The organism is Acidobacteriota bacterium, from assembly GCA_021161905.1.
GTDB lineage: Bacteria > Acidobacteriota > B3-B38 > Guanabaribacteriales > JAGGZT01 > JAGGZT01.
Window position 1 is genome coordinate 15,103 of record JAGGZT010000053.1, and the last position, 22,281, is coordinate 37,383.

The window sequence follows — 22,281 nt, forward strand, 5'->3', positions numbered from 1 at the left end:
GACCTTTAAAAATGAGGAGCGTTTTAGAGAGGTTCCTCAAAGAGGAATTTCTCGAGTTTTCAGAAGAGCTTCTTGGTAGAGGAAGGGTCTCCCTCTCTGGCTTTACCCTTACCGGAAAAGCTTTCTTCCTTTCTTTCCTTCTCAGGGAGCAGATGGATAAGGCTATTGTCCTCGTTTCCCGAGACGATGAGCGGGCATACCTTTTCTCTAAGGCGCTATCCTTCTTCCGGGGGATCATTCACAAAAGGGAGGTGGCGTTTTTCCCCTACTGGGATAAGGAACCCTACGAGATCACCCCGCCCCACCCCGATATCCTCCGTCGTCGGGTGGGAGTGCTCTTTCAGCTGCTTAAGAGCAAGGGGAAGGGAGTAATTTCTTTATCTCCTGGCTCTCTTATCTTTCCCACCATACCGCAGGAAGAGCTTTCTTCCCTTATCATCGTGCTTCGCAAGGAAGAGGAATTTCCCTTTTTAAAACTTCCAGAATTCCTCTCCCGCATCGGCTATGAACGGGTGGATCTAGTGGAATCCCCTGGCGAGTTCGCCGTGCGGGGCGGGATTGTCGACATCTTCTCCCCCCTTTATGATGAGCCGGCGCGGGTGGAGTTCTTCGGCGAAAAGGTAGAGGGGATAAGGAACTTCGATCCCCGAACCCAACGGTCTCTCTCCCCAGTTGATGAGTTGGTGGTGATCCCGATGAGGGAGCTGGTGCTCGATAGTCTTCCCCCATCCCTTTCCCAGGGGAGCGCGGAGGCGTCTTATGCGGAAAAGGAGCTTTCCCTCTTTTTAGAGGATGGTTCTCTTCGCGATCTTATCTACCTCGTTCCCAAGGAGGATCGGGAGAGGCTCTCTTCCTATTTTTCCTCTCCCCTGGTTGTGTTTGATGAACCCGCCCTGCTTGAAGATGAGTTCGATCACCTGCGGTATCAATTCGCCCGGGGCTATGAACGGGCGGTTGCTGAAGGGAGGCATCCCCTTCCGCCGGAAGCACTTCTTTTCTCTCCTGAGGAGTGGCTTAATGGGAAGCCTCTCCTCGAACTAAGGGAGCTCGGTCCCCTCTCCGGGATCTCCTATCCCGATTTCTATTATCAGGGGGAGAGGGTGCCGAGCTATCGTGGTGATATCTCCCGGCTTGCCTCCGATCTCGCTAAGGCGAAGGACGAGGGGGTAGCGGTACTTATCGTTCTTGGTAGCGAGGGGGAGGGGGAACGGTTGTCCGAGCTTCTTTCGGAAAAGGGGCTTTCCCCCGTACTCGCCTCTCATTCCGATATCTTCGATTGTTTACTCCCCGGCACCATCGCCATCACCAAGGGGGAGCTGGTTGAGGGCATCCGTCTCCCCGCGTTAAACCTTCTCATTCTCACCTCGCGAGAGATCTTTCCTCCAGAGAGGAAAAAGGAGGTCCCAAGGAAGGGGAAAAGCGCCTTCTCTTTTTCCCTAAGGGAGCTCAGGGTGGGGGATTATGTGGTTCATGAGGAGCATGGCGTCGGCATCTTTCGAGGACTGACCAAGATGGAGCTTGGTGGAGAGGTGGCGGAGTTCATTGAGATAGAGTACCGAGGCGGAGACAAGCTTTATATTCCCTTCGATAAGCTTCACTTAGTTCACAAGTATAGCTCCGGAGAGGGGGCGCCACCGCGGATTGACAAATTAGGGGGTAGCTCCTTCGCTAAGGTAAAGCGAAGGGTCAAACGGGCGGTGAGGGATATGACCCGGGAGCTTCTCAACCTTTATGCGGTGCGGAAGGCGATAAAGGGATATGCCTTCGGTCCCGACACCCCCTGGCAGAGGGAGTTTGAGGATGCCTTCCCTTACGAGGAGACTGAGGATCAACTGATCGCTATTGCTGAGGTGAAGCGGGATATGGAGGAGGAAAAGCCAATGGACCGACTCCTCTGTGGAGATGTTGGCTATGGTAAGACCGAAGTGGCGATGCGGGCAGCGTTCAAGGCGGTGATGGAGGGAAAGCAGGTGGCGGTACTTGTACCCACTACTGTACTTGCCTTTCAGCACTTCCGTACCTTCAACGAGCGATTTCGCGCTTTCCCCATTCGGATCGAGCACCTTTCCCGTTTCAGGAGCAGGAAGGAGCAGAAGAAGATAGTAGAGGCGCTTGCCAAGGGGGAGGTGGACATCGTCATCGGCACCCATCGTCTTCTTTCAGCGGATGTTAAGTTTCGGGATTTAGGATTACTCATCATCGATGAGGAGCAGCGGTTTGGAGTTGCCCAGAAGGAGAAGATAAAGAGGATGAAGAAGAAGGTGGATGTCCTCACGATGACCGCCACTCCCATTCCCCGAACCCTCAATATGGCGCTTGCCGGGGTGCGTGATCTCTCCATCATTGAGACACCGCCCAGGAACCGTCTCGCCATTCAAACGATAGTCGCCAAGTTCTCTCCCGAGTTGATACAGGAAGCGGTGGAAAGGGAGTTGAGGCGAGGGGGACAGGTCTATTTCGTCCACAACCGGGTGGAGACGATATACTCGATGGGAGAGTACCTCTCCCGCCTTCTACCCGGGGTAAAGATCGCCATCTCCCATGGTAAGATGCGGGAGCGGGACCTTGAGCGGACGATGCTTTCCTTCATCGAAGGAGAATATGATCTCCTCCTCACTACCACCATTATCGAAAACGGGGTGGATATTCCTCGGGTGAATACCTTGATAGTGAATCGAGCGGATCAATTCGGACTTGCTCAGCTCTATCAGCTGCGGGGGCGGGTTGGCAGATCCGATGTTCGCGCCTACGCCTATCTCCTCGTCCCCTCGGAGCGAGGACTGACGGAGCAGGCGAGGATGAGGCTGAAGGCGATAAAGGAGTTCGCCGAACTCGGCTCAGGCTTCCGGTTAGCGGCGATGGATCTCGAGATCCGGGGGGCGGGAAATCTTTTAGGACCAGAGCAACACGGGCATATCGAGGCGGTGGGTTTTGAGTATTATTGCCGTTTGCTTGAGGAAACGGCGCGGGAGCTTAAAGGGGAGAAGCTTCCTGAGGAGGTGAGCTGTAAAGTTAGCCTCAGGCTCGACATCCATATCCCAGAGGATTATCTACCCGATGCTAACCTCCGTTTAATTACCTACCGTAGGCTCTCTACAATCCGGGACGAGGAGGAGCTTTCCTCCCTTGAGGCTGAGCTGAGGGATAGATATGGAAGGCCGCCCGAGCCAGTGAGGAACCTCTTAGGTTATGTCCGGCTTAAACTTCTTGGGGAGAGACTTCGTATCTCCTCGATAGACAGGGAAGGGGGAACCATCATCCTTAAACTCGCCCCCGACACCAAGGTGTCGCCGGATAAGCTCATTGCCCTCGTCTCCTCAGGGAAGGGGGAATTCTCCCCCTCTGGGGTGCTCAAGGTCCCTTTACCCGATGGGGCTTCTCCTATTTCCTTCGTACAAAAGCTGTTGCTCGAGCTTTCCTGATGTGTTATGTTAAGGCTATGAGAAGGAGAATATTACTATCATTTCTCTTTTCCCTTCTTCTTGTTTGTTCCTTCTGTGGCAAAGAGCCTCAGGTAAGGAAGGAGGGGAAGCTCATCCTTGAAATTGGGGAGAGGAAGATATATTCTCCCACCTTTGAGAGCTTTGTCGCCTATAATCTGGGGAAGGAAGATGTAAAATTGGATGACTATGTGAAGAGTAGGTTGTTAGACCACTTCATTGAAGAACAGCTCCTCCTCTTGGAGGCGAGGAAGAACAATGTTCTGATAAGCAATAGCGAGCTCAAGGAGGCGATAAGGGCGATTGAGAAAGAGGCAGGCTCTCAAGGAGGGCATTTCACCAGAACATTCTATCAATGCCTGAGGGATGAGCTTACGGTGAAGAAGTACCTTTCCGAGTTCATCTTGGCGGACATCACTGTGGGTTACCAGGAGGTCAATGAGTATTACCTCGCCCATCAGGATGAATTCGTTATTCCTGAAGAGGTGCGAGTAGCACAGATATTCCTTACCGATGAGAAGAAAGCGAAGCAGGTGTATCGGGAGCTCCGAGGAAATCCCAAGAAATTTCAGGAGCTTGCCAAAAAATACTCGGAGAGCCCCGATGCTACGCAGGGTGGAGAAATGGGTTATTTCCGGCGGGGTCAGCTTCCTCCGGAGTTCGAGCGGGCGATATTCCGGCTGAAACCCGGGCGGTTTACCAGGGTTATCCAGTCTCCTTATGGGTATCACATCTTCCTCCTTGAGGAGAAGAAAGAGGGGGGAAGGTTAAGCGAAGAGGAGGTGCGGGATAACATCCGCCTTAAATTATTACAGAAGAAGAGTGATGAGAGGCTGTCCCGTTATCTTAAGAAGCTGAAGAGCGTCACCCCCCTGAAGATCTATACCGAGAATCTTGGTTTTAAATATATCGCCCCAAGAAAGGGGGAAGAGCGAAATGAAAGCAAATAGGGTTTACCGATATTTTTCCTTCGTTTTTCTTCTGGTTTTTCTATTACAGAACACCCAGGTAGTGGAGGAGATAATTGCCAAGGTGAACGATCAGATCATTACTCGTCGTGCTTACGAGAAGAAACTTTTACCCTTGGAACGCCAGCTTTACCTCCGCTATTCCGGTGAGGAACTTGTGAAGAGGTTGAAGCAATTGCGGAAGCAGGTGCTAAATCAGATGATAGAACAGGCACTTATCAGCTATCAGGCGAGGATTAAAGGGATAACCGCCACCGAGGAAGAGGTTTTAGCGGTGATTGAGCGGATAAAGAAGGAGAATAAGATCAACTCTGACGAGGAGCTCGACCGCCAACTTAAGCTCGAGGGGACATCACTCGCCGAACTCAAGGAGGTGATCAAGAACAACATCATTCAGCGGAAACTGGTAGAACAGGAGGTTTCCACCAAGATAGTGGTTACCAACCTTGATGTTCGCCGTTACTACAATGAGCACAAGAAGGAGTTCACCACTGATGAAGAGGTTAGGATAAGTCAGATATTCATCCCGAGGAATAAGAGGAGTGATGAAGAGTTACTTGCCAAGGCGAAAACGATCAGAGAAAAGATAAAAAACTATCAAGACTTTGTCCTCGTTGCCTCAGAGCTTTCTGGGGAAGCTTCTCCCGATCTTGGTTACTTCAAGCGAGGAGAGCTGGCTAAAGAGCTTGAGAGGGTTGCCTTTTCCCTCAAGGTGGGAGAGATAAGTAAGCCGATCATTACCGAGAAGGGAGCTTTTATCATTGCGGTTACCGATAGGAAGGAGGCGCAGGTAAGACCTCTCTCTGAGGTAAAGGCGGAGATCCAGAGGAGGATTTGGCAGGAGAAGGCTCGGGAAGGTCTCAGGGAGTATATCGATAGGCTTAAGAAATCGAGCTATATCGCCATCCTTCATGATCCCACGAAGGAGGAATGAGAAGGGAAGGCTCCGATGCCGGGATAAGGCTTGATCTTTTTCTCGCCCTTTCCCGGTTGATCAAGCGGAGGACCGTTGCGAAGAAAGCGTGCGAGGAGGGGATGATATTGCTGAACGGGCGAGAGGCAAAGGCGGGGCGGAAGGTGGTTCCTGGTGACCTCATTACCGTCGTTTTCCCCCGAAGGAAGGTAACGGTGAGGGTAATGGAACTTCCCAAGAGGGGAGCGAGGTTGGGGGATGTGTTTCAGGTAATATCTGAGGAAGAGTGCAAGGAGGAACCTTGAGGATGGCTAAGCTCTTCATCAAGGATTTTGTCCCTGACGAGGTGGTAACTACTACCCTGCTTGTGCGGAAAAAGGAATTGCCAAAGAAGAAGACAGGTGAGCCCTATCTCAAGGTGATCCTTACCGATAAGACGGGAACCATCACCGCAATGATGTGGAGCAATCCCGAAGAGGCGGCTACCGGCTTCAGCGAGGAGGATTTCGTTCGAGTTAAAGGGCAGGTTTCCCTATACAATAATCGGCTTCAGCTCGTGCTCCATAAGATAGAACGGATACCTGAAGAGGAGATCGACCCTTTGGACTATCTCCCCACCACCTCTTACGATATTGAGGAAATGTACGGCGAGCTCCTCTCTATGATCAAGGAGATTAAAAACCCCCATCTTTCTAAGCTTCTCTCCCTCATTTTCTCCGATGATGAATTCGTCTCCCGGTTCAAGATCGCTCCAGCAGCAAAGAGTATGCATCATGCTTATTTAGGAGGTCTCCTTGAGCATACCCTATCGGTAGTTAGGCTTGCTTTAGCTGTTTCCCCTCTTTACCCGATGATCGATAGGGACCTCTTACTCACCGGTGCTGTGCTCCATGATTTAGGAAAGGTAAGAGAGATGCGGATCGGGAGCGACTTCAACTATACCGACGAGGGAAGACTACTTGGTCACTTGATGATCGAGCTTTTAGAGATAGAACGACTTATTGCCAACCTCCCGGATTTCCCCGAGGAGCTTGCCCTCCAGCTAAAACACATCCTCATCAGCCACCACGGAAATCTTGAATTCGGTTCACCAAAACGGCCAAAGACACTTGAAGCGTTGATCCTCTATTACTTGGACGATTTGGATTCCAAATTAAATGCTATGCTGGGGGCGATAAACGATACCGCCCTTACCGGTGATTGGTCTGGATATAATAGGCTTCTTGAGCGCTATATCTACCGGAAAAGACCCAACGAAAAGAGGGGATGAGATATGGCACGTCGTCATCCTGATTGGCTTAAGGTCCGTTTCCCCAGTGGTGAGGAGTACCGGCGGGTGAAACTCTTACTGCGGAGGCTTCATCTCCATACCGTATGTGAGAGTGCTCGCTGTCCTAACATTGGGGAGTGCTTCAATCGCGGGGTGGCTACCTTTATGATCCTCGGTGATGTTTGTACCCGGAACTGTCGCTTCTGCAATGTAGAGAAAGGCGTCCCCTTACCCCTGGACCCTGAGGAGCCAAAGCGGGTGGCTGAAGCAGTGGTGAAGCTTAATCTCCGCTATGCGGTGATCACCTCGGTTACTCGGGACGACCTTCCCGATGGCGGTGCTGGCTTTTTTGCCGAGACGATAAAAATGATAAGAAAATATTCACCCTCAACCCGAGTAGAGGTGCTGATCCCCGATTTCAAGGGAGATCCTGAGGCGCTGGAGACCGTCCTTTCCGCTTCCCCCGATGTGCTCAATCATAACCTGGAAACGGTGAGAAGGCTCTACCCCGAGGTTAGGCCCCAGGCGGATTACGAGCGTTCACTCGCTGTTCTGAAACGGGCGAAGGAACACGTCCCCTCTCTTCTCACTAAGTCTGGATTAATGGTTGGGTTAGGGGAGGATATCTCGGAGATAAAGGAGGCGATGGCAGATCTCCGGGAAACGGGATGCGACCTTCTCACCTTGGGACAGTACCTCCAGCCTACCCCTTCTCATCTCCCCATTGCCCGCTATTACCATCCCGATGAGTTTAGGAAGCTCGCCAGAGAAGGGATGGAGATGGGGTTTTTGCATGTGGAGGCGGGTCCCCTTGTCCGCAGTTCTTACCGAGCAGATTTACAGTTTTCTCACCTGGATAGAGGTAAGTAAAAAAGAGGGCAAGATCGCCCTCCAAAAGTCTCCTCGTATATTGGTTAGCTTTTCTACTTGAAATCTTCGCTGAACTTATAGGGTCTTCCAATGAAGGTGATCTGCTGGTTCTTTATCTTGTAGGCGTTTATTACCCCTCGTTGGGTGTTTATCAGCCATACGGTGCCTTTGCTTTCTACCGCGATCCACTCGCTATTGCCGCTTCCCTGAGCGTAAGCGATCACCGGCCGGGTGTAGCTGGTGTAGACCAAGGCAAGAAGCGCAAGTAGGATAAGGGTAAGTAGTATTTTGGTGGTTAAATCTACCTTTCCCATTTCACCCCTCCCTTTTTATTTAGTCACTAAAGCCTCTTTATTGGAGCATATTTTAACACAAATTTCTTCCTTCCTCGATTGGGGAAATAGACGGTTATCTTTTTCTCCTCTCCCTTTCCCTCCTCGTCGAGGACCACTCCCTCCCCGTATGTTTTGTGGATTACTCGACAGCCTGGAGCGATTTCTTCCTCTTCTTTTTCTTTAGGCAATTCTATCTCAATACCTCTTTCGGCGAAGAACCGTTTTATGTTCTCTAAGCTCCCACCTTTCTCTTCTTTTCTTGGGGGAGTAGTTCTTCTCTCCTCCTCATCAGGGAGGTTGATGAGCTCTGGGGGGATCTCGTTGAGGAAGCGGGAGGGATGGCGAAACTGATAACTCTCGAACACCCGCCTTCTTCCCGCTGAGGTGAGGTAAAGTTTCTTTTTCGCTCGGGTCATCCCCACATAGCAGAGCCTCCGCTCCTCCTCAAGCTCGTCCGGAGAATTGAGGCTTTTTGGATGGGGGAAAAGTCCTTCCTCCATCCCTACAAGGAAAACAACCGAGAATTCAAGTCCCTTAGCACAGTGAAGGGTCATTAACACCACCCTTGCTTCCTCTCCAAGATAGTCCTGATCCGAAGTGAGATGAATCCGATCGAGGAACGAGGTAAGATCACCACCCTCGCTCTCCTCGAACTCCCGAGCAGCAACAATGAACTCCCTGATATTTGCGAGGCGGTCCTCTCCCTTTTCTCCCTCCTCGAGGAGATAGGAGGTATATCCGGATGCCTCAACCACCCTCCTTATCAACTTGGATGGAGGAAGGGTTTCGCTCTGTCTTCTGAGTTCTTCGATGAGGCTTACGAAGGAGCGAAGGGAGTGTTTCCCCCGGCTGGGAAGGGAGATCTCCTCAAGATGGTCTCGAATGGCGATGTAGAGGGGAAGTTTGTGGGAGGAGGCGAAGGAGGAGAGGACGGCGAAAGTCTTCTCCCCGATGCCCCGCGACGGGGTGTTTATCGCCCGTCTTAAGGCGATTTCATCATCGGGGTTTACCAGTAGGTTGAGATAGGCGGTTATGTCTTTGATCTCCTTTCGTTCGAAGAAGCGGAATCCGCCAATGATGGTATAGGGGATGCCCCTTCTCACCAATGCTTCCTCGAACACCCGGGATTGGAAATTTGTTCGGTAGAGAACCGCTATCTCGGAGAAGGGAACCTTTCCCTTTAGCTGAGAGATCTTTCGGGCAACGAACTCTGCTTCCTCGAGTTCATCTCGCCCCTGAAAATAGCATATTTTCTCTCCTTCCTCATTATTAGTCCATAGATTTTTGCCCTTTCTCTTTTTGTTGTTCTTTATTAGGGCACCTGCAGCACTTAAGATCCTTTTGGTCGAGCGGTAATTCTCCTCGAGTCTTATCACCTTCGCTTCGGGGAAATCTCGCTCGAAGTCGAACACATTTCCTATCTCTGCCCCTCGGAAACGGTAGATGGACTGGTCCTCATCTCCCACCACACAGAGATTGCGATGTTTTCCTGCGAGTAGCCGTAGGATGAGATATTGGGGGCGATTGGTATCCTGGAACTCATCGACCAGGATATAGCGATAGAGTTCTTGATAGCGGGTTAATACTTCGGGAGAAGAATCCAGAAGATCAAGGGTTAGAAGGAGGAGATCGTCGAAGTCGAGGGCGTTTGCCCGTTTTAGTCGTTCCTGGTAGTGGGGAAATATCTTTTTTGTAAGTTCGTTTTTCGCCCCCGGGGGTAACGCTTCGATCGGGATCATTCGGTTTTTGAGCCAGCTTATCCTTGAGAGGGCTTCCCGAGGTTTTATCAAGGAGGGAGGGATGCTCAACTCTCGCATAACCTCTTTCAACAAAGAGAGCTGGTCCTCTTCATCGTAGATAGCGAAATGGGAATTTATTGGGGAGTTAAGCTTTTCCACTTCACATCTTAAAAACCGGGCGCAGAAAGAATGGAATGTGCCTATGAAAGGAAGGGATTTGAGAGAAACGAGCCCTTTTATCCGCTCCTTCATCTCGGAAGCGGCTTTGTTGGTGAAGGTAAGGGCGAGTATGTTTTCTGGGGGGACCCTTTCCTCTGAAAGGAGATAAGCGACCCGATAGGTAATCACCCGGGTTTTACCTGAGCCGGCACCCGCAAGCACCAGAAGTGGTCCCTCTGTGGTAACCACCGCTTCCCTCTGGGAGGGGTTGAGTTGAGATACGAGATCGAGCTCTGTCTTTCTTTTTGGCACCTTACCCCTCTATGAGCGATCGTTTGGCAAGTGCCTGTTGGTAGGTACGGAGGATATCCCTCCTTCCCAATATACCTATCACCTTTCGCGATCCTTTAGATTCTACCACCGGGATATGTTCGAAGTCTTTGATGCTGAAGGTTTCGAGGGCGGTAAGGAGATTAGCATCCTCAGGAATCGAAGGGACATCCTTCGTTTGAGCGATGTCTCGGGCTACCGCTTTCTCCCTTCTTCCTCCTCCTTTGCCTATGAACCGCTTTATTAAATCGTAGGAGACGATTCCGACGAGTCTTCCCTCTTTATCCACCACCGGTAATTGGCGGTAAGGGCTCTCAAGGAGGATACCCACCACTTCAGTGAAGGGAGCGTCCTCCGGTATCACCACCTTTGACCCCGATAAGGCGTTCTTAACCAAAATCGAAGCAAGGATCGCCTCTTCCCTTCCTCGTTTAATATTGACCCCTCTACGGAGCAGTTTTAGGGTGTAGATGGAGGGTTCTTTCAGCCTTCTTGCTACCACAGTGCTTATTACGGCGGCAACCATCAGGGGGAGGATTATGGTATAGTCCCTGGTGAGTTCGAAGAGGATAAGAATAGCGGTTATTGGGGCGTGGGTCGTTCCGGCAACCAATGCCCCCATTCCTACCAGGCTGTAAGCCCCAGGGCTTGCTGTTATCGCGGGATAGAAATGGTGGAAAAACTCGCCTAAGCTACCCCCAAGCATCGCTCCGATGAAGAGAGAGGGGGCGAAGATACCTCCAGAACCGCCAGCACCGAGGGTGATCGAGGTAGCTACCACCTTTAGAAAGGTGAGGAAGAGGAGGAAGGTCAGAGTGAGCTTTCCGAAGAGAGCGAGGTCTATGGTCTCATACCCCACCCCGAAGATGTGGGGGAACTTGAGGCCTATTGCCCCGATGATCAACCCGCCGATCGCTGGTTTTATAAACTCGGGTATCTTCCCCATATTTTCAAATAGGTCTTCCGTCTTATAAAGGAGGGTGGTGAAGAAGACCGCTACCAAGCCTGCTGCTATTCCGAGCAGAGCGTAGAGAAAAATTTCGTAAGCACTTACCAGTCGGTATGAAGGAATGGAAAAGGCGGGTTGATTCCCGAGGTAGAAGTGAGCGATAACCGTGGCGGTAACAGAGGAGAGAACGATGGGGCTGAAGGTGTTGATACCGAAGTCCCCAAGGATGACTTCAAGGGCGAACATCACCCCAGCAATAGGAGCGTTAAAGGTGGCGGCTATCCCCCCCGCAGCTCCGCAACCCACCAGTGTCTTTCTCATCCTTTCGGACACCCGGAGGAATTGGCCTATGGCAGAGCCAGCGGAAGAGCCGATCTGAACGATTGGTCCCTCGCGCCCCACCGATCCTCCAGAACCAATGCAGATAGCAGAAACGAGGATCTTCACCAACCCTACCCTGCCCCTTATCTTCCCTCCGCGAAGGGCTACCGCTTCCATTACCTCGGGAACCCCGTGTCCCTTTGTCTCCCGAGCGAGCTTGACGATGATCGGTCCAATTATAAGTCCGCCTAAAGCAGGAATGAGGAGAATGCGGTACCAGGGGGTTGAGACGAGGGTCCAAAGGAAGTTTTCTCCTGGTCCATAGAAAAGATTCTGGAAAAAGCGGATCAGAAGACGGAAAAGGACCGCCCCGTATCCACTAATAACCCCTATTGCTACCGCAAGTAAAGCCGCCCCCAGCTCTGGAGAGCGTCGAAACAGATGGTGGAAAAGTTTGCCCACCTTTATCCTGACAGAGCGAATCATCTCTTTCGATCCTTCCATTGGGCTAACCTCGAAGTCGGCTTTTATTCTACAGTAACGCTTTTTGCCAGGTTTCGCGGTTGGTCCACATCGCAGCCACGGCGGATAGCGATGTAATAAGCGAGAAGCTGTAAGGGGATTGCGGTTAGAAGGGGTGAGAGGAGGTAATTTGTCTTTGGTATCTTGAGGACAAAATCCGCCCTCTTTTCAATCTCGGTATCCTCCTCGTTCGCCACCACAATGACTATTCCATTCCGTGCCCTTACCTCCTCGATGTTCCCCAGCATCTTCTCGTAGACCCGATCTCGGGGAGCGATAGCCACTACGGGAAAGGCGCCGTCAATCAAGGCGATGGGACCGTGTTTCATTTCCCCTGCAGGATACCCTTCGGCGTGAATGTAGGATATTTCTTTCAGCTTCAACGCTCCCTCAAGGGCAATGGGATAGTTTATCCCCCTTCCCAAGTATAAAAAGTTCTCAAAACGGAAGAGCTCCCGGGCAATAAGCTCGATCTCCTCCGCATTAGCGAGGATATCTTCCATCTTTTTGGGGATGGTGGAGAGTTCGGTAAGTTCCCCTCTTACCCCATCTGAGGAAAGTATCCCCTTCGCTTGCCCAAGGTGAAGGGCAAAGAGGGATAAAGCGGCAAGCTGTGCAGTAAAGGTTTTGGTAGAAGCGACCCCAATTTCAGGTCCAGCATGGGTATAGATCACCCCATCTGCTTTCCTGGTTGCCATACTTCCCACCACATTGCAGATGGTGATTACCTTTGACCCCATCTTTTTGGCTAAATCCATCGCTGCCAAAGTATCCGCTGTCTCACCGGACTGAGTTATGGCTATGGTGAGATCACTCTCCCCTGCTACCGGTTTCCGATAGCGGAATTCGGAACCATAATCGACCTCAACCGGTATCCGGGCAAGTTCCTCTATCATAAACTTCCCGCAAAGGGAGGCATGCCACGAGGTGCCGCAGGCAACGATGAAGATGCGATTTATTCCGGCGAGCTCCTTTCTCGAGAGGCCAATCTCGTCAAGGATCACCTCTCCCCGCTCGAGGGAGTATCGCCCGAGGATGGTATCCCTTACCGCTCGTGGCTGTTCGTGGATCTCCTTCTGCATAAAATGGCGGTAGCCCCCCTTTTCCGCCATTACTGGATCCCAGTCTATATGTCGGGTCTCCTTTTTAATCTGTTCTCCTGAGAAGTTAATTACTCTTATCCCTTCTTTGGTTATAATGGTAAGTTCCCCGTCATCGAGGAAGATCACTTCCCGAGTATGAAAGAGAAGTGGCGGAAGATCGGAGGCGAGGAAATACTCCCCCTCTCCTATCCCGAGGACGAGAGGGGGTCCTTTTTTCACCCCGATGATCTTTCCTGGGTCACGAGTTGAAATCACCGCCAGGGCATAGACCCCAGCGAGTTTTTTGATGGCAGTGAGTACCGCTTCCTCAAGCGTTTCCGTAAAATTCTCCTCGATCAGATGGGCGATCACCTCGGTATCGGTCTCGGTTATGAACTTGTGCCCTCGGGAGGAAAGCTCTTTTCTCAATGAGAGGTAGTTTTCGATTATCCCATTGTGAACGACTACGATCTCCCCTCTGCAGTCGCGATGGGGATGGGCGTTTTCCTCCGACGGTCTGCCATGGGTTGCCCATCTGGTATGCCCCACTCCACAGGAGCCGGAAATGGGATTGCTTGTTATCAACTTCTCGAGGTTGGCGATTTTCCCTACACTTCGCCTCAACTCGAGCCCATTTTTCCCGATCACTGCTATGCCCGCGGAATCATACCCTCGATAGGCGAGGTGCTTCAATCCATCAATGATGATGGGAACGGCATCTTTTTCCCCTAAGTATCCAATTATACCGCACATCAGTCCTTCTTTTTCCTCCTTTTGAGAGCCCAGTCTTTTATTATCACCTGCTTTGCCCTTCCAATGGCGAGGGCGTTCTCCGGAACATCGTGGGTTATGGTTGAACCAGCGCCAATATATGAACCAGCGCCGATCTTGATCGGAGCGACGAGGGCGGTGTTGCTACCGATAAACGCCTCGGGACCAATTATCGTGGGGTGCTTGGAGACGCCGTCGTAATTGCAGGTGATGGTTCCCGCCCCTACATTAACTCCAGGACCTACGGTGCTATCCCCCAGGTAAGAGAGGTGAGAGGCTTTACTCCCCTCCCCGATTTCGGAGTTTTTCACCTCTACAAAATTCCCTATCTTGGCCTTCTCCCCGATCTTTGTCTCCGGTCTTATTCGGGAAAAGGGACCGATCTTAGCAGCACGGCCGATCTCCGCCCCCATTATCACCGTATTGGGGTAGATTGTTACCTCTTCGGCGGTAACTGTGTCCACAAGATAGGTAAAGGGATGAATTTCACTTCCTCTTCCGATGCGGGAGCGACCTCTTATAACCACGAAGGGGTGAATGATGGCATCTGGTTCCACGATTACCCCAGGTTCGATGAAGGTGGAGAGAGGATCGATAATGGTAGCCCCAGAAAGGGCAAGTTCGGTGAGGATCCGCTCCCGGAGGATCCTGGTAGCTGCTGAAAGCTCGATCCGATTGTTAACCCCAAGGGTCTCCTTAGGGTCAGGAGCAGGAAACAATCCTATCTTTTCTCCCCGTTTCTTCAAAAGGGGGAGGGCGTCGGGAAGATAGTATTCTCCCTGCTCATTATCCCGTTTTATCTCAGGGATTACGGTGAAGGGGTGAGGGAGGGAGAAAATATAGACTCCGGCGTTTACTTCCTTTATTCTTCTCTCCCCCGGGGTAGCGTCCCGCTCTTCGACGATGTGGGAAAATCCTCCTCCGTCGTTGCGAATGATCCGCCCGTAGCCAGTAGGGTCCTCAAGAACAGTGGTGAGTACCGTTGCCTTGTTTTTTTCTTTTCGGTGGAAGGAAAGCATTGCGGAGAGGGTTTCCCCTCGGAGAAGGGGGGTATCGCCGTTTACTACCATTAGTTCCCCCTCTTCATCCTCAAGGTAAGAAGAGAGGATGGAAAGAGCGTGGGCGGTGCCGAACTGTTCCTTTTGGGTGACAAAGGTGAGGGGGAAATCGGCAAATTCTTTTCTTACTTCTTCCTCGCCGGTTCCTACTACGACAAATAATCTCCTCGGAGAAAGATAGCGTACTGCTTCTATTACATAAAAAAGCATTGGTCTTCCCAGGATGGGATGAAGCACCTTAGGAAGAGCAGAAGACATCCTCTTCCCCTTCCCGGCTGCTAAGATGGCAACAGTGAGTTTCTTTCCCATTCGGAGCTCCGGAATGTGGTTAATCTTTCTTTGTACTTCCGGTCAGCTTGATGAACTCCTTTTTCTCTCGAAGAGGGGCAAAGTCGTCCTCTTCCCGAGCGAGGATGCGGTTTGCTGGGTTAAGCTCTATTGCCCGTTTAAGGTTCTTAATCGCTTCCTTCTCCTTTCCCAATTGAGCATAAGCACCGGCTATAAGGTAGAGGATTTTTTCATTGTTTGGAGAGAGCCCAAGAGCTTTTTGGTAGTAAGAGAGGGCTTCTTCATATTCCCCACGATTGCCGTGAATTATCCCTAGATAATAGAAATCCTCAGCGGTTTTAGGGGTGAATATCTCCTCTGAGAGTCGCCGGTCGCAGATGGTGATGTAGGTCTTTGCCCGGTCGCAGATGCTTGCTCGCTCTGGGAACTCCTTGATTATCCGCTCAAACCGTTTTCTTGCCTCAGCGTACTCCCCCTCCCTTAGCTTGAAGAGCCCCTCTTCATAGAGGCAGAGCGCCTTGTCTTTTTCCTTGGGCTTTACCTCGGTCACCTTTTCCACCTCCTTCACTTTTTCCTTTCTCCGTAGCCCTAAGCGTCTTAATTTCGCTTCGATCGAGCGTTCGGTAGTATTGAGTTTCTCTGCAAGCTCTTTGTTGCTAAATTTCCTAAAATTTTTGCGGAGGAAGCGCTCTTCTTCCTCCGAGAAGACCTTAGGCACTGTGATTCTTCCTTTCAATCAATTATATTAACACACAAGGATAAGCGGTTCAAGAGCGTCTACTCCTTCTCCTCTTCCCCCTTTCTCCTGAGCTCAACCGCATAGTAAAGGGTGGGAAGAAGGAGAAGGGTGAGGATAGTGGAGGTAAAAGCGCCCCCTACTACTACGGTGGCAAGTGGCCTCTGGATCTCGGACCCAGCGCCTAAGGAGAAGAGGAGTGGAGCCACCCCGAGCACTGTGGTCGCAGTGGTCATAAGGACAGGTCGCAGTTTTAACATCGCCCCGGTCTCTATCGCCTCGCGGAGAGAGACTCCCTTTGCTCGAAGCCTCAGAAAGTAGGACAGCATCACCGTTCCATCGAGAACCGCGGTGCCGAATAGGGTGATGAATCCAACCAAAGCGGGCACACTCAGATAGATTCCGGAGAAGAAGAGGGCGAGTATCCCTCCTATGAAGGAGAAGGGGATGGCTAAGATGACTAAGGAAGCCGCCTTTGCCGAGTCGAATAGGCTGTAGAGAAGGATGAAGATGAGGAGGATCGATACCGGGATGATGATGGAAAGCCGTTTCATCGCTCGCTTCTGGTGCTCGAATTGACCTCCGAAGGTGACGAAGTATCCCGGAGGTGAGCTCGTCCATCCTCTCCGCTATTGGCTGGCTGAACTCCATCAATATCCCCGGTATCTTATTCAGCCTCTCCCTCATCTTGTCGACCAGTTCAAACTTGGTCTTTGCTGTCTTCCATTCGCTCCTCGGGGCAAGTTCCACATAGCTCTCGGTGTTGTTCACCGATTCTGGACAGAGCCCTTTCTCTGCCCTCCCGATGCGGGAGATGACATGACGCACCTCGGGAAATTCGAGGAGTGCCTTCTCCACCTCTTTTGTGATAAGCACCGCTTCATTGAGGGAGGTGCTCGGTGCCATTGTTACTCGGAGATAGATAGAGCCCTCATCGAGGTAGGGGAGGAATTCAGTCCCGAGGAGGGGCGTTAGGAAGAGGACGATGACGAGGATGGAGCTGGCGATAAAAAGAACCTTCTTTCGTCCTCCAAGGACCCTGCCCAGAATGGGATGGTATACCTTCCTTGCTATCTCGAATAGGGGGGCTTTCCCCCTTTTTACCTTTCCCCTAAAGATAATACTGGTAAGTGCTGGGACCATAGAAAGAGAGAAGATGAGGGAACCTATCATAGCGAAGCTTATAGTATAAGCCATTGGAGAAAATAGCTTCCCCTCTATCCCCTGTAGGGTAAACAGGGGAAGGAAGACAACGATCAGGATGAGGTTGGCAAAGGTAATGGGTCTCGCTACTTCCTTTGCTGCTCGGGAGATGATCGAAAGGGGTGGTTCATCATTATTTTTGCTTAGATGGCGGATGATGTTTTCCACCATTACCGTAGGACCATCGACCAACATCCCGATGCCGATAGCAAGACCTCCCAGAGACATCAGGTTGGCGGAAAGCCCTATTCGTCGCATCAAAATGAAGGAAAGAAGAAGGGAGAAGGGAAGACTGGCGATGACGATAAGGGCACTTCGCACATTTCCTAAGAGGAGGAAAAGGACAATGATCACCAGAATACATCCTATGAGAAGGGCGTTTCTTACAGTTGTTACGCACCGTTTTACTAATCCTGCCTGCTCATAATAAGGGACAACCCGCACCCCCGGCGGGAGGATTTTGTTGATCTCAGCGACCTTGGCGTCGACCCTCTTTATCACCTCTGAGCTGTTTTCGTAGATTAGCTTCAACACTACTCCGGTTACCACCTCACCCTTTCCGTCTCTGGTTACTACCCCCCGGCGGATAGCTGGTCCCACCACAACCTTAGCTACACTACGGAGATAGATCGGGGTGCCCTTATTGGTGGCGAGAACGATGTTCTTTATGTCTTCTATATTTTCTATCATCCCGATCCCCCGGACGATATAGCTTCCTCCTACATCGATGTTGTTTCTCTTTACCGCCTCGATCACCTGGTTTAGGGTTAGGTTATATTTTAAGAGGAGATTGGGATCTACCAGTATCTGATACTGCTTCTCCATACCGCCGACGCTAATTACATCGGTGACCCCCGGGAACGCTTCTAAGGATGTACTTCACCACCCAATCCTGAATCGTCCTTAACTGGATCAGATTATAACCTTTACCCTCGACGATATAAGAGTAAACTTGCCCCAAACCGGTGGTAATCGGTCCCATAACTGGAGGTTCAGCGAACCCTTCGGGGATATTGGTCTTCGCCTCCGCCAATCGTTGGAAGACGAGTTGGCGGTCGAAATAGATATCGCTTTTATCATTGAAGTAAACCGTGACATAGGAGAGGCCAAACTTAGAAAGGGAGCGGATCTCCTTCACCCCGGGGAGCCCATTTAAGGAGACCTCTATGGGATAGGAGATAAACTGTTCTACCTCTTCGGTGGCGAGCCCAGGGGCTACGGTAAATATCTCTACCATTGCTGGGGTGACATCGGGGAAGGCGTCAATAGGGAGCTTCTCTGCAGAATAGATACCTAAAATGGCGATTATTCCAGCGATAAATAAGACCAAGAACCGTTCTTTTAGCGAAAAATCGATTGTCCTATCGATCATTTGCCTCTCCTTGGATTTTATCGCTTAATGTTCGTGGGCGTGGAAACTTCCCTTTTCTTCCTCTGATTTAAGGATCAATGCCCGAGCGAACATTTCTATTTTGAGTTTTCCCTCGGGGTTTACTACCTCTACCCTTGCTTTCACCGTGCGGGTCTTCTCGTCCATCGTGGGGCTGATCGAGGAAAGTCGTCCGAGGAATTTTTCCTCGGGGTAGGCGGTTACCTTTACGATGTCCCTGTTCCCTACCTTTACCAAGGCTAAATCCTTCTCGTAGATATCCACCAGCACCCAAAGGATGGAGGTATCAGCGATCTCGAAGAGTTCGTCTTCCGGACTCACCACTTCACCCACTGCAGCATGTTTGCTCACTATAATGCCCGATATGGGGGTGGTAATAGGGAATATGGAGGGAGAGAAGGGTTGTCTGCCGAGATCTGTGCAATTTCAGCCTCGGTTAGTCCAAGAAGATGAAGTCGTTCATGGCAGGAGGTAAGGTCGATTTTCGCCTCCTGTAGAGCGGTCTCCGCTTCCAGTTTTTTCCTCTCGGGGATGATGTGATCGGCAAAGAGTTTAACTGCCCGTTGGTAATTTGCTCTGGCAAGTGAAAGCCGGGCTTTGCAGGCTAAGTAACGGGCTCTTGCTTCGCCGAGCTCAATGCTGTCGAAGAGGAGTAAAGTCTCCCCCTTTTTCACCTTATCCCATAGTTTTACCTTTACCTCAGCCACCTTCCCTTTGATCCGGGGACGGATATGAGCGTCTGTTGCCGGGTTTGCTTATCCTCCCAGTAACCTCAATGTAATGGGCAAGCTCATGGTAAGAAACAGGCGTTACCTCCAGTTTGAGACTCTTTAGGACATCAGGGCGAACGGAGAACGGCTCTCCAGATTTATGCGTCTTAACAGGGGGGACCCTCCTTGCCTCGGTCATTTTCATAATGTCCTATTGCGGTAAAACCTGCCCCGTTCCTCTTATGGTGAATGCCGAGATAACTGATAGTAATCAAGGAAATAGCCACCACTCCTATTATGGGTAAGAATTTCCCTTTCATTGTTTTTACCCCTGCTGTACTAAAATTTGTTCCCGATCCAGAACGATGTTTTCCACCCCGGCTCTAAGCTTCGTAAGTCGGTTCTCCGGGCAAAGTCCCAGTGAAGTTCGAAGGGACCAAAGTAGAAATAGACCCCGAGGCCAAGCGACCCTTTAGCGTCTTTGAGCCGGAAATTACTGAAATCGAATGGCTTAAAATCTTGATTGTCGAACCAGGCACCACCTATATCGAGGAAGAGACATCCTCTGATCCCCCGGAGGGAGAAACCGATGGGGAAGCGAACCTCGTCGACCAGGGGGAAGCGCAGCTCAAGGTTGGTGAAGAAGGCTCGGTTCCCAGAGAAAGAGAGGTAGGGATAGCCGCGGAGGGTATCGGTGCCGCCGAAATAGAAGATCTGTGGACTCTCGCCAAAACCCATCCCTCCAAATAGACGGAAGGCAAAGAGTGTTTGTGAGGAGAGCCGAGTATAATTACGGAAATCAACGGTTAGGTTGGTAAAGCCGAGGAATTGAGAGGAGAAAGGAGGGGCATACTCTACCGCAAGCCGATACCTCTTTCCTGCGAGCGGTCCGAAGAACTTGTACAAGGTGGTATCTCCCACCAAGGAGAGGCTGAAGGAGAGGTATTTCCCTGAGACATAGTATTTTTCAAATTGCGCCATAACTTCGGGCTTATCTGCTATGAGGTATAAGGGGATATCGTAGACCCGATTGACGAAATTGGCAGAGAACTCTACCCGTCGGAACTTGCTAAAGGGATAGCTTCCATAGATCGACCCCCCTATCTGCTCGATAGCGAGGAGGCGGAGAATGATATTTTCCGGTCTCTGCTCAGCAAATCCAAACCCGGTATAAAAGAATGATTTGTAATCGAAGACGCTGAAGCCGTAGTTGAGCCTCTGCGCCTGGTTGAAGTAAGCGAAGCCCACATTGCGGTAGAAACTTCCATAGGTGCTATAGGTGAAGAGAAACCGGTTTTCTCCCAATATATCGGAGAAGCTTATCTGGGTGGAGGTGATTACAGTGCCGTTGGTCGCTACTGCCCCAGCGGCGGTTATCCCATCTATAAAGAAGCTTCTCCTTGCCTGTTTCTCTTTCTTCCTCTCATCGAGGGTAAAGGTAAGGGTTGGTGGTTTGAACCCGGAGACCTCCACCTTTTCTTCTTCCTTTTCCTTCGTCGCCATAAAGGAGCGGATGGGCTGGGTAAGCTTCATCCGGTAGAGGCGATAGCTTCCTCTGAAGTAGGAAGCATAGATCAGCTCGTTCCCTGCCTCATCTACAGGGCAGGGGGTGAAGGCACCACCGAATAGGTCGGTATACTGGTCTATCCGTCCAGTCGCAAGATCGTAGGTATAGATATTGTATATTCGGTATTGGTTGGAGATGTAGATTATCCTCTTGCCGTCCTTGGTGAATATCGGCTCGATGTCGTCGAATTTTCCATAGGTGAGCTGTTTCTTCTCCTCCGGATTGTCCAGGGTGAAGGTGAAGAGTTTAAGGTATCCCTTAACGCTCGAGAGGTAAACCACCCTTTTCCCATCGGGGGAGAAGATCGGGGAGTAATCGAAGAATTCATCATTGGTGAGGTTTCTCATCTCCCCGGTTACAAGGTTGATGAGGTAGATGTCCCTTATCCCATTTTTGCTTCCGCTTATTAGAACCCTGCTTCCATCGGGGGAAAGAGCGGGGGATAGTGCTTGGTCCAGGGCGAGTTTCATCTTCTTCAATATCTTGCCTGAGGCGACATCGATGATGAACAAGCTCCGGGTATTCCCTGTCCTTCCGAGGAAGGCAATTCTTTCTCCATTAGCAGACCAAGAGATATCCCTTCCTCCAGCGCTAGGAACGGTCATCTGCTCGGCAATGATGTACTCGTAATCGCCGGAGAAACCAGGAGTGAGGTCTTTGAACACTTTACCGTCCTTGGTGGAGAAGAGCAGGATATCGACATCGTCCTTATAAAAGGAGACGGCGGCGACGAGCTCTCCGGTAGGAGAGAGAGCGGGGGAGATGATCGGGGCGTGAAATTTAGGGTCGGTCACCCGTTTTCCATAGTCGAGAGGTTCCGCTTTGTTTACCAGCAAGGGGAGGTACTTCTTCCTCAGATGGCGACGGAATTCGGTGTAGAAATCCTCCATACTGAGATTGAAGGCTTCCTTTATTGCCCGTTTTATACCACGGAGTCCTGTTCCCGCCCGGCGGAGCTCCCAGACGAAAGAGCGGAGCCCATCTTCACCGAATCTTTCCTCAATAAAATCCCAGAAAAGCTGGCCCACGATATAGGAGGCGATAGGGTTAGTGGGGGATAGTTGCTTGAATGGGGGGATGAGGTCGTTTGCCACCAGGTCGCGGACGATCATCTCATCCATCGAATCGAGGTTATTCGCCATATGCTCTGCCATCCCCTCAAGGAGCCAGCCTGGAGGGTTTGCTCTCGCCCGCTTCATAAAGTTGTTCTGGTAGAAGATATCGAATTGGAAGATGTGGGTGAGTTCGTGTACTACCAGCTTATACATCTTCTCTGGAGGATCATCCAAAGGGATGACCACTCGGTTTGCCATAGGCTCGGCGAAGCCCCCTACACCCTCGGGAAGGAAAATCGGCACCACATGCTGCTGTTCGAATTCACCGTGGGTCTTGAAGAAGATAAGCGAAGCCCTTTCCGTCAGCTCGTAATTTAGCTTTTTACTCAGATATTGATAGGCGTTTTCGCTCCAGCCCACCATATCATCGAGGAAGGCTTCCTCCTCAGGGTAATAGTAGATATCGAAGTGAGGTGCCTGATAAACCCGCCAATTGAACTTGGCATAATTTACTTTGTTTTTGCCAAACTCTTGGTTTAAGGTGGGCAAGCCGGTCGATACTATTATCAGCAATGTTAATAAGATGCTTACTTTTTTCATTTTGG

General features: G+C 50.9%; 16 protein-coding genes and 1 pseudogene. 6 read left to right on the forward strand and 11 right to left on the reverse strand.

The window, feature by feature from the left end; all coding sequences use genetic code 11:
- Positions 1-11: 11 nt before the first annotated feature.
- The 6 genes from mfd to lipA are packed head-to-tail and all read left to right on the forward strand — an operon-like array spanning position 12 to position 7,461.
- Positions 12-3,422, forward strand: a complete 3,411-nt coding sequence (gene mfd / locus J7L64_07255) for a transcription-repair coupling factor (protein MCD6452138.1) — start codon at positions 12-14, stop codon at positions 3,420-3,422.
- A gap of 17 nt (positions 3,423-3,439) precedes the next feature.
- Entirely contained in the window at positions 3,440-4,390 is a 951-nt protein-coding gene (locus J7L64_07260) for a peptidyl-prolyl cis-trans isomerase (protein ID MCD6452139.1), read from the forward strand.
- The gene (locus J7L64_07265; protein MCD6452140.1) at positions 4,377-5,342 is read left to right on the forward strand and encodes a peptidyl-prolyl cis-trans isomerase; all 966 of its coding nucleotides are present in this window, start codon (positions 4,377-4,379) and stop codon (positions 5,340-5,342) included. Before J7L64_07260 ends, J7L64_07265 begins: the two co-directional genes overlap by 14 nt.
- A 23-nt stretch (positions 5,343-5,365) precedes the next feature.
- Positions 5,366-5,626, forward strand: a complete 261-nt coding sequence (locus tag J7L64_07270) for an RNA-binding S4 domain-containing protein (protein MCD6452141.1) — start codon at positions 5,366-5,368, stop codon at positions 5,624-5,626.
- A gap of 2 nt (positions 5,627-5,628) precedes the next feature.
- Positions 5,629-6,591: an HD domain-containing protein gene (locus J7L64_07275; protein ID MCD6452142.1), complete on the forward strand. Its 963-nt coding sequence runs from the start codon at positions 5,629-5,631 to the stop codon at positions 6,589-6,591.
- A gap of 3 nt (positions 6,592-6,594) precedes the next feature.
- Positions 6,595-7,461: a lipoyl synthase gene (lipA, locus tag J7L64_07280; protein ID MCD6452143.1), complete on the forward strand. Its 867-nt coding sequence runs from the start codon at positions 6,595-6,597 to the stop codon at positions 7,459-7,461.
- A 53-nt stretch (positions 7,462-7,514) separates the two neighbouring features.
- Here lipA and J7L64_07285 read toward each other — a convergent pair whose 3' ends face one another.
- The 11 genes and pseudogenes from J7L64_07285 to J7L64_07335 all read right to left on the reverse strand — a co-directional run bounded on the left by J7L64_07285 (position 7,515) and on the right by J7L64_07335 (position 22,276).
- Positions 7,515-7,775: a hypothetical protein gene (locus J7L64_07285; protein ID MCD6452144.1), complete on the reverse strand. Its 261-nt coding sequence runs from the start codon at positions 7,773-7,775 to the stop codon at positions 7,515-7,517.
- Positions 7,776-7,801: 26 nt separating this feature from the next.
- Positions 7,802-10,006, reverse strand: a complete 2,205-nt coding sequence (locus tag J7L64_07290; protein MCD6452145.1) for a UvrD-helicase domain-containing protein — start codon at positions 10,004-10,006, stop codon at positions 7,802-7,804.
- 1 nt (position 10,007) lies between these two features.
- Positions 10,008-11,798 (reverse strand): chloride channel protein, encoded by a 1,791-nt coding sequence (locus J7L64_07295; GenBank protein MCD6452146.1) that lies wholly within the window; start codon positions 11,796-11,798, stop codon positions 10,008-10,010.
- A 23-nt stretch (positions 11,799-11,821) separates the two neighbouring features.
- Positions 11,822-13,651, reverse strand: a complete 1,830-nt coding sequence (glmS, locus tag J7L64_07300; GenBank protein MCD6452147.1) for a glutamine--fructose-6-phosphate transaminase (isomerizing) — start codon at positions 13,649-13,651, stop codon at positions 11,822-11,824.
- Positions 13,651-15,036 (reverse strand): bifunctional UDP-N-acetylglucosamine diphosphorylase/glucosamine-1-phosphate N-acetyltransferase GlmU, encoded by a 1,386-nt coding sequence (gene glmU, locus J7L64_07305; GenBank protein MCD6452148.1) that lies wholly within the window; start codon positions 15,034-15,036, stop codon positions 13,651-13,653. The genes glmS and glmU overlap by 1 nt, the downstream gene beginning before the upstream one ends.
- A gap of 19 nt (positions 15,037-15,055) precedes the next feature.
- Entirely contained in the window at positions 15,056-15,733 is a 678-nt protein-coding gene (locus tag J7L64_07310; GenBank protein MCD6452149.1) for a tetratricopeptide repeat protein, read from the reverse strand.
- Between the two features lie 59 nt (positions 15,734-15,792).
- Positions 15,793-18,326 (reverse strand): annotated as a pseudogene (locus J7L64_07315) (efflux RND transporter permease subunit).
- A 24-nt stretch (positions 18,327-18,350) separates the two neighbouring features.
- The gene (locus J7L64_07320; protein MCD6452150.1) at positions 18,351-18,695 is read right to left on the reverse strand and encodes an efflux RND transporter periplasmic adaptor subunit; all 345 of its coding nucleotides are present in this window, start codon (positions 18,693-18,695) and stop codon (positions 18,351-18,353) included.
- On the reverse strand, positions 18,695-19,051 hold the full coding sequence (locus J7L64_07325) for an efflux RND transporter periplasmic adaptor subunit (GenBank protein ID MCD6452151.1): 357 nt from the start codon (positions 19,049-19,051) through the stop codon (positions 18,695-18,697). The genes J7L64_07320 and J7L64_07325 overlap by 1 nt, the downstream gene beginning before the upstream one ends.
- Positions 19,052-19,221: 170 nt before the next feature.
- Positions 19,222-19,374, reverse strand: a complete 153-nt coding sequence (locus J7L64_07330) for a hypothetical protein (protein MCD6452152.1) — start codon at positions 19,372-19,374, stop codon at positions 19,222-19,224.
- Positions 19,375-19,393: 19 nt separating this feature from the next.
- A complete protein-coding gene (locus J7L64_07335; GenBank protein MCD6452153.1) occupies positions 19,394-22,276 on the reverse strand; it encodes a PD40 domain-containing protein in 2,883 nt (960 codons plus the stop codon).
- Between the last annotated feature and the right edge of the window lie 5 nt (positions 22,277-22,281).

What these genes read in the sequence shown, in the direction of transcription:
- mfd (MCD6452138.1), top strand. Translation starts at nt 12, where the DNA reads ATGAGGAGCGTTTTAGAGAGGTTCCTCAAAGAGGAATTTCTCGAGTTT.
- J7L64_07260 (MCD6452139.1), top strand. Translation starts at nt 3,440, where the DNA reads ATGAGAAGGAGAATATTACTATCATTTCTCTTTTCCCTTCTTCTTGTT.
- J7L64_07265 (MCD6452140.1), top strand. Translation starts at nt 4,377, where the DNA reads ATGAAAGCAAATAGGGTTTACCGATATTTTTCCTTCGTTTTTCTTCTG.
- J7L64_07275 (MCD6452142.1), top strand. Translation starts at nt 5,629, where the DNA reads ATGGCTAAGCTCTTCATCAAGGATTTTGTCCCTGACGAGGTGGTAACT.
- lipA (MCD6452143.1), top strand. Translation starts at nt 6,595, where the DNA reads ATGGCACGTCGTCATCCTGATTGGCTTAAGGTCCGTTTCCCCAGTGGT.
- J7L64_07285 (MCD6452144.1), bottom strand. Translation starts at nt 7,775, where the DNA reads ATGGGAAAGGTAGATTTAACCACCAAAATACTACTTACCCTTATCCTA.
- J7L64_07295 (MCD6452146.1), bottom strand. Translation starts at nt 11,798, where the DNA reads ATGGAAGGATCGAAAGAGATGATTCGCTCTGTCAGGATAAAGGTGGGC.
- glmS (MCD6452147.1), bottom strand. Translation starts at nt 13,651, where the DNA reads ATGTGCGGTATAATTGGATACTTAGGGGAAAAAGATGCCGTTCCCATC.
- glmU (MCD6452148.1), bottom strand. Translation starts at nt 15,036, where the DNA reads ATGGGAAAGAAACTCACTGTTGCCATCTTAGCAGCCGGGAAGGGGAAG.
- J7L64_07330 (MCD6452152.1), bottom strand. Translation starts at nt 19,374, where the DNA reads ATGAAAGGGAAATTCTTACCCATAATAGGAGTGGTGGCTATTTCCTTG.
- J7L64_07335 (MCD6452153.1), bottom strand. Translation starts at nt 22,276, where the DNA reads ATGAAAAAAGTAAGCATCTTATTAACATTGCTGATAATAGTATCGACC.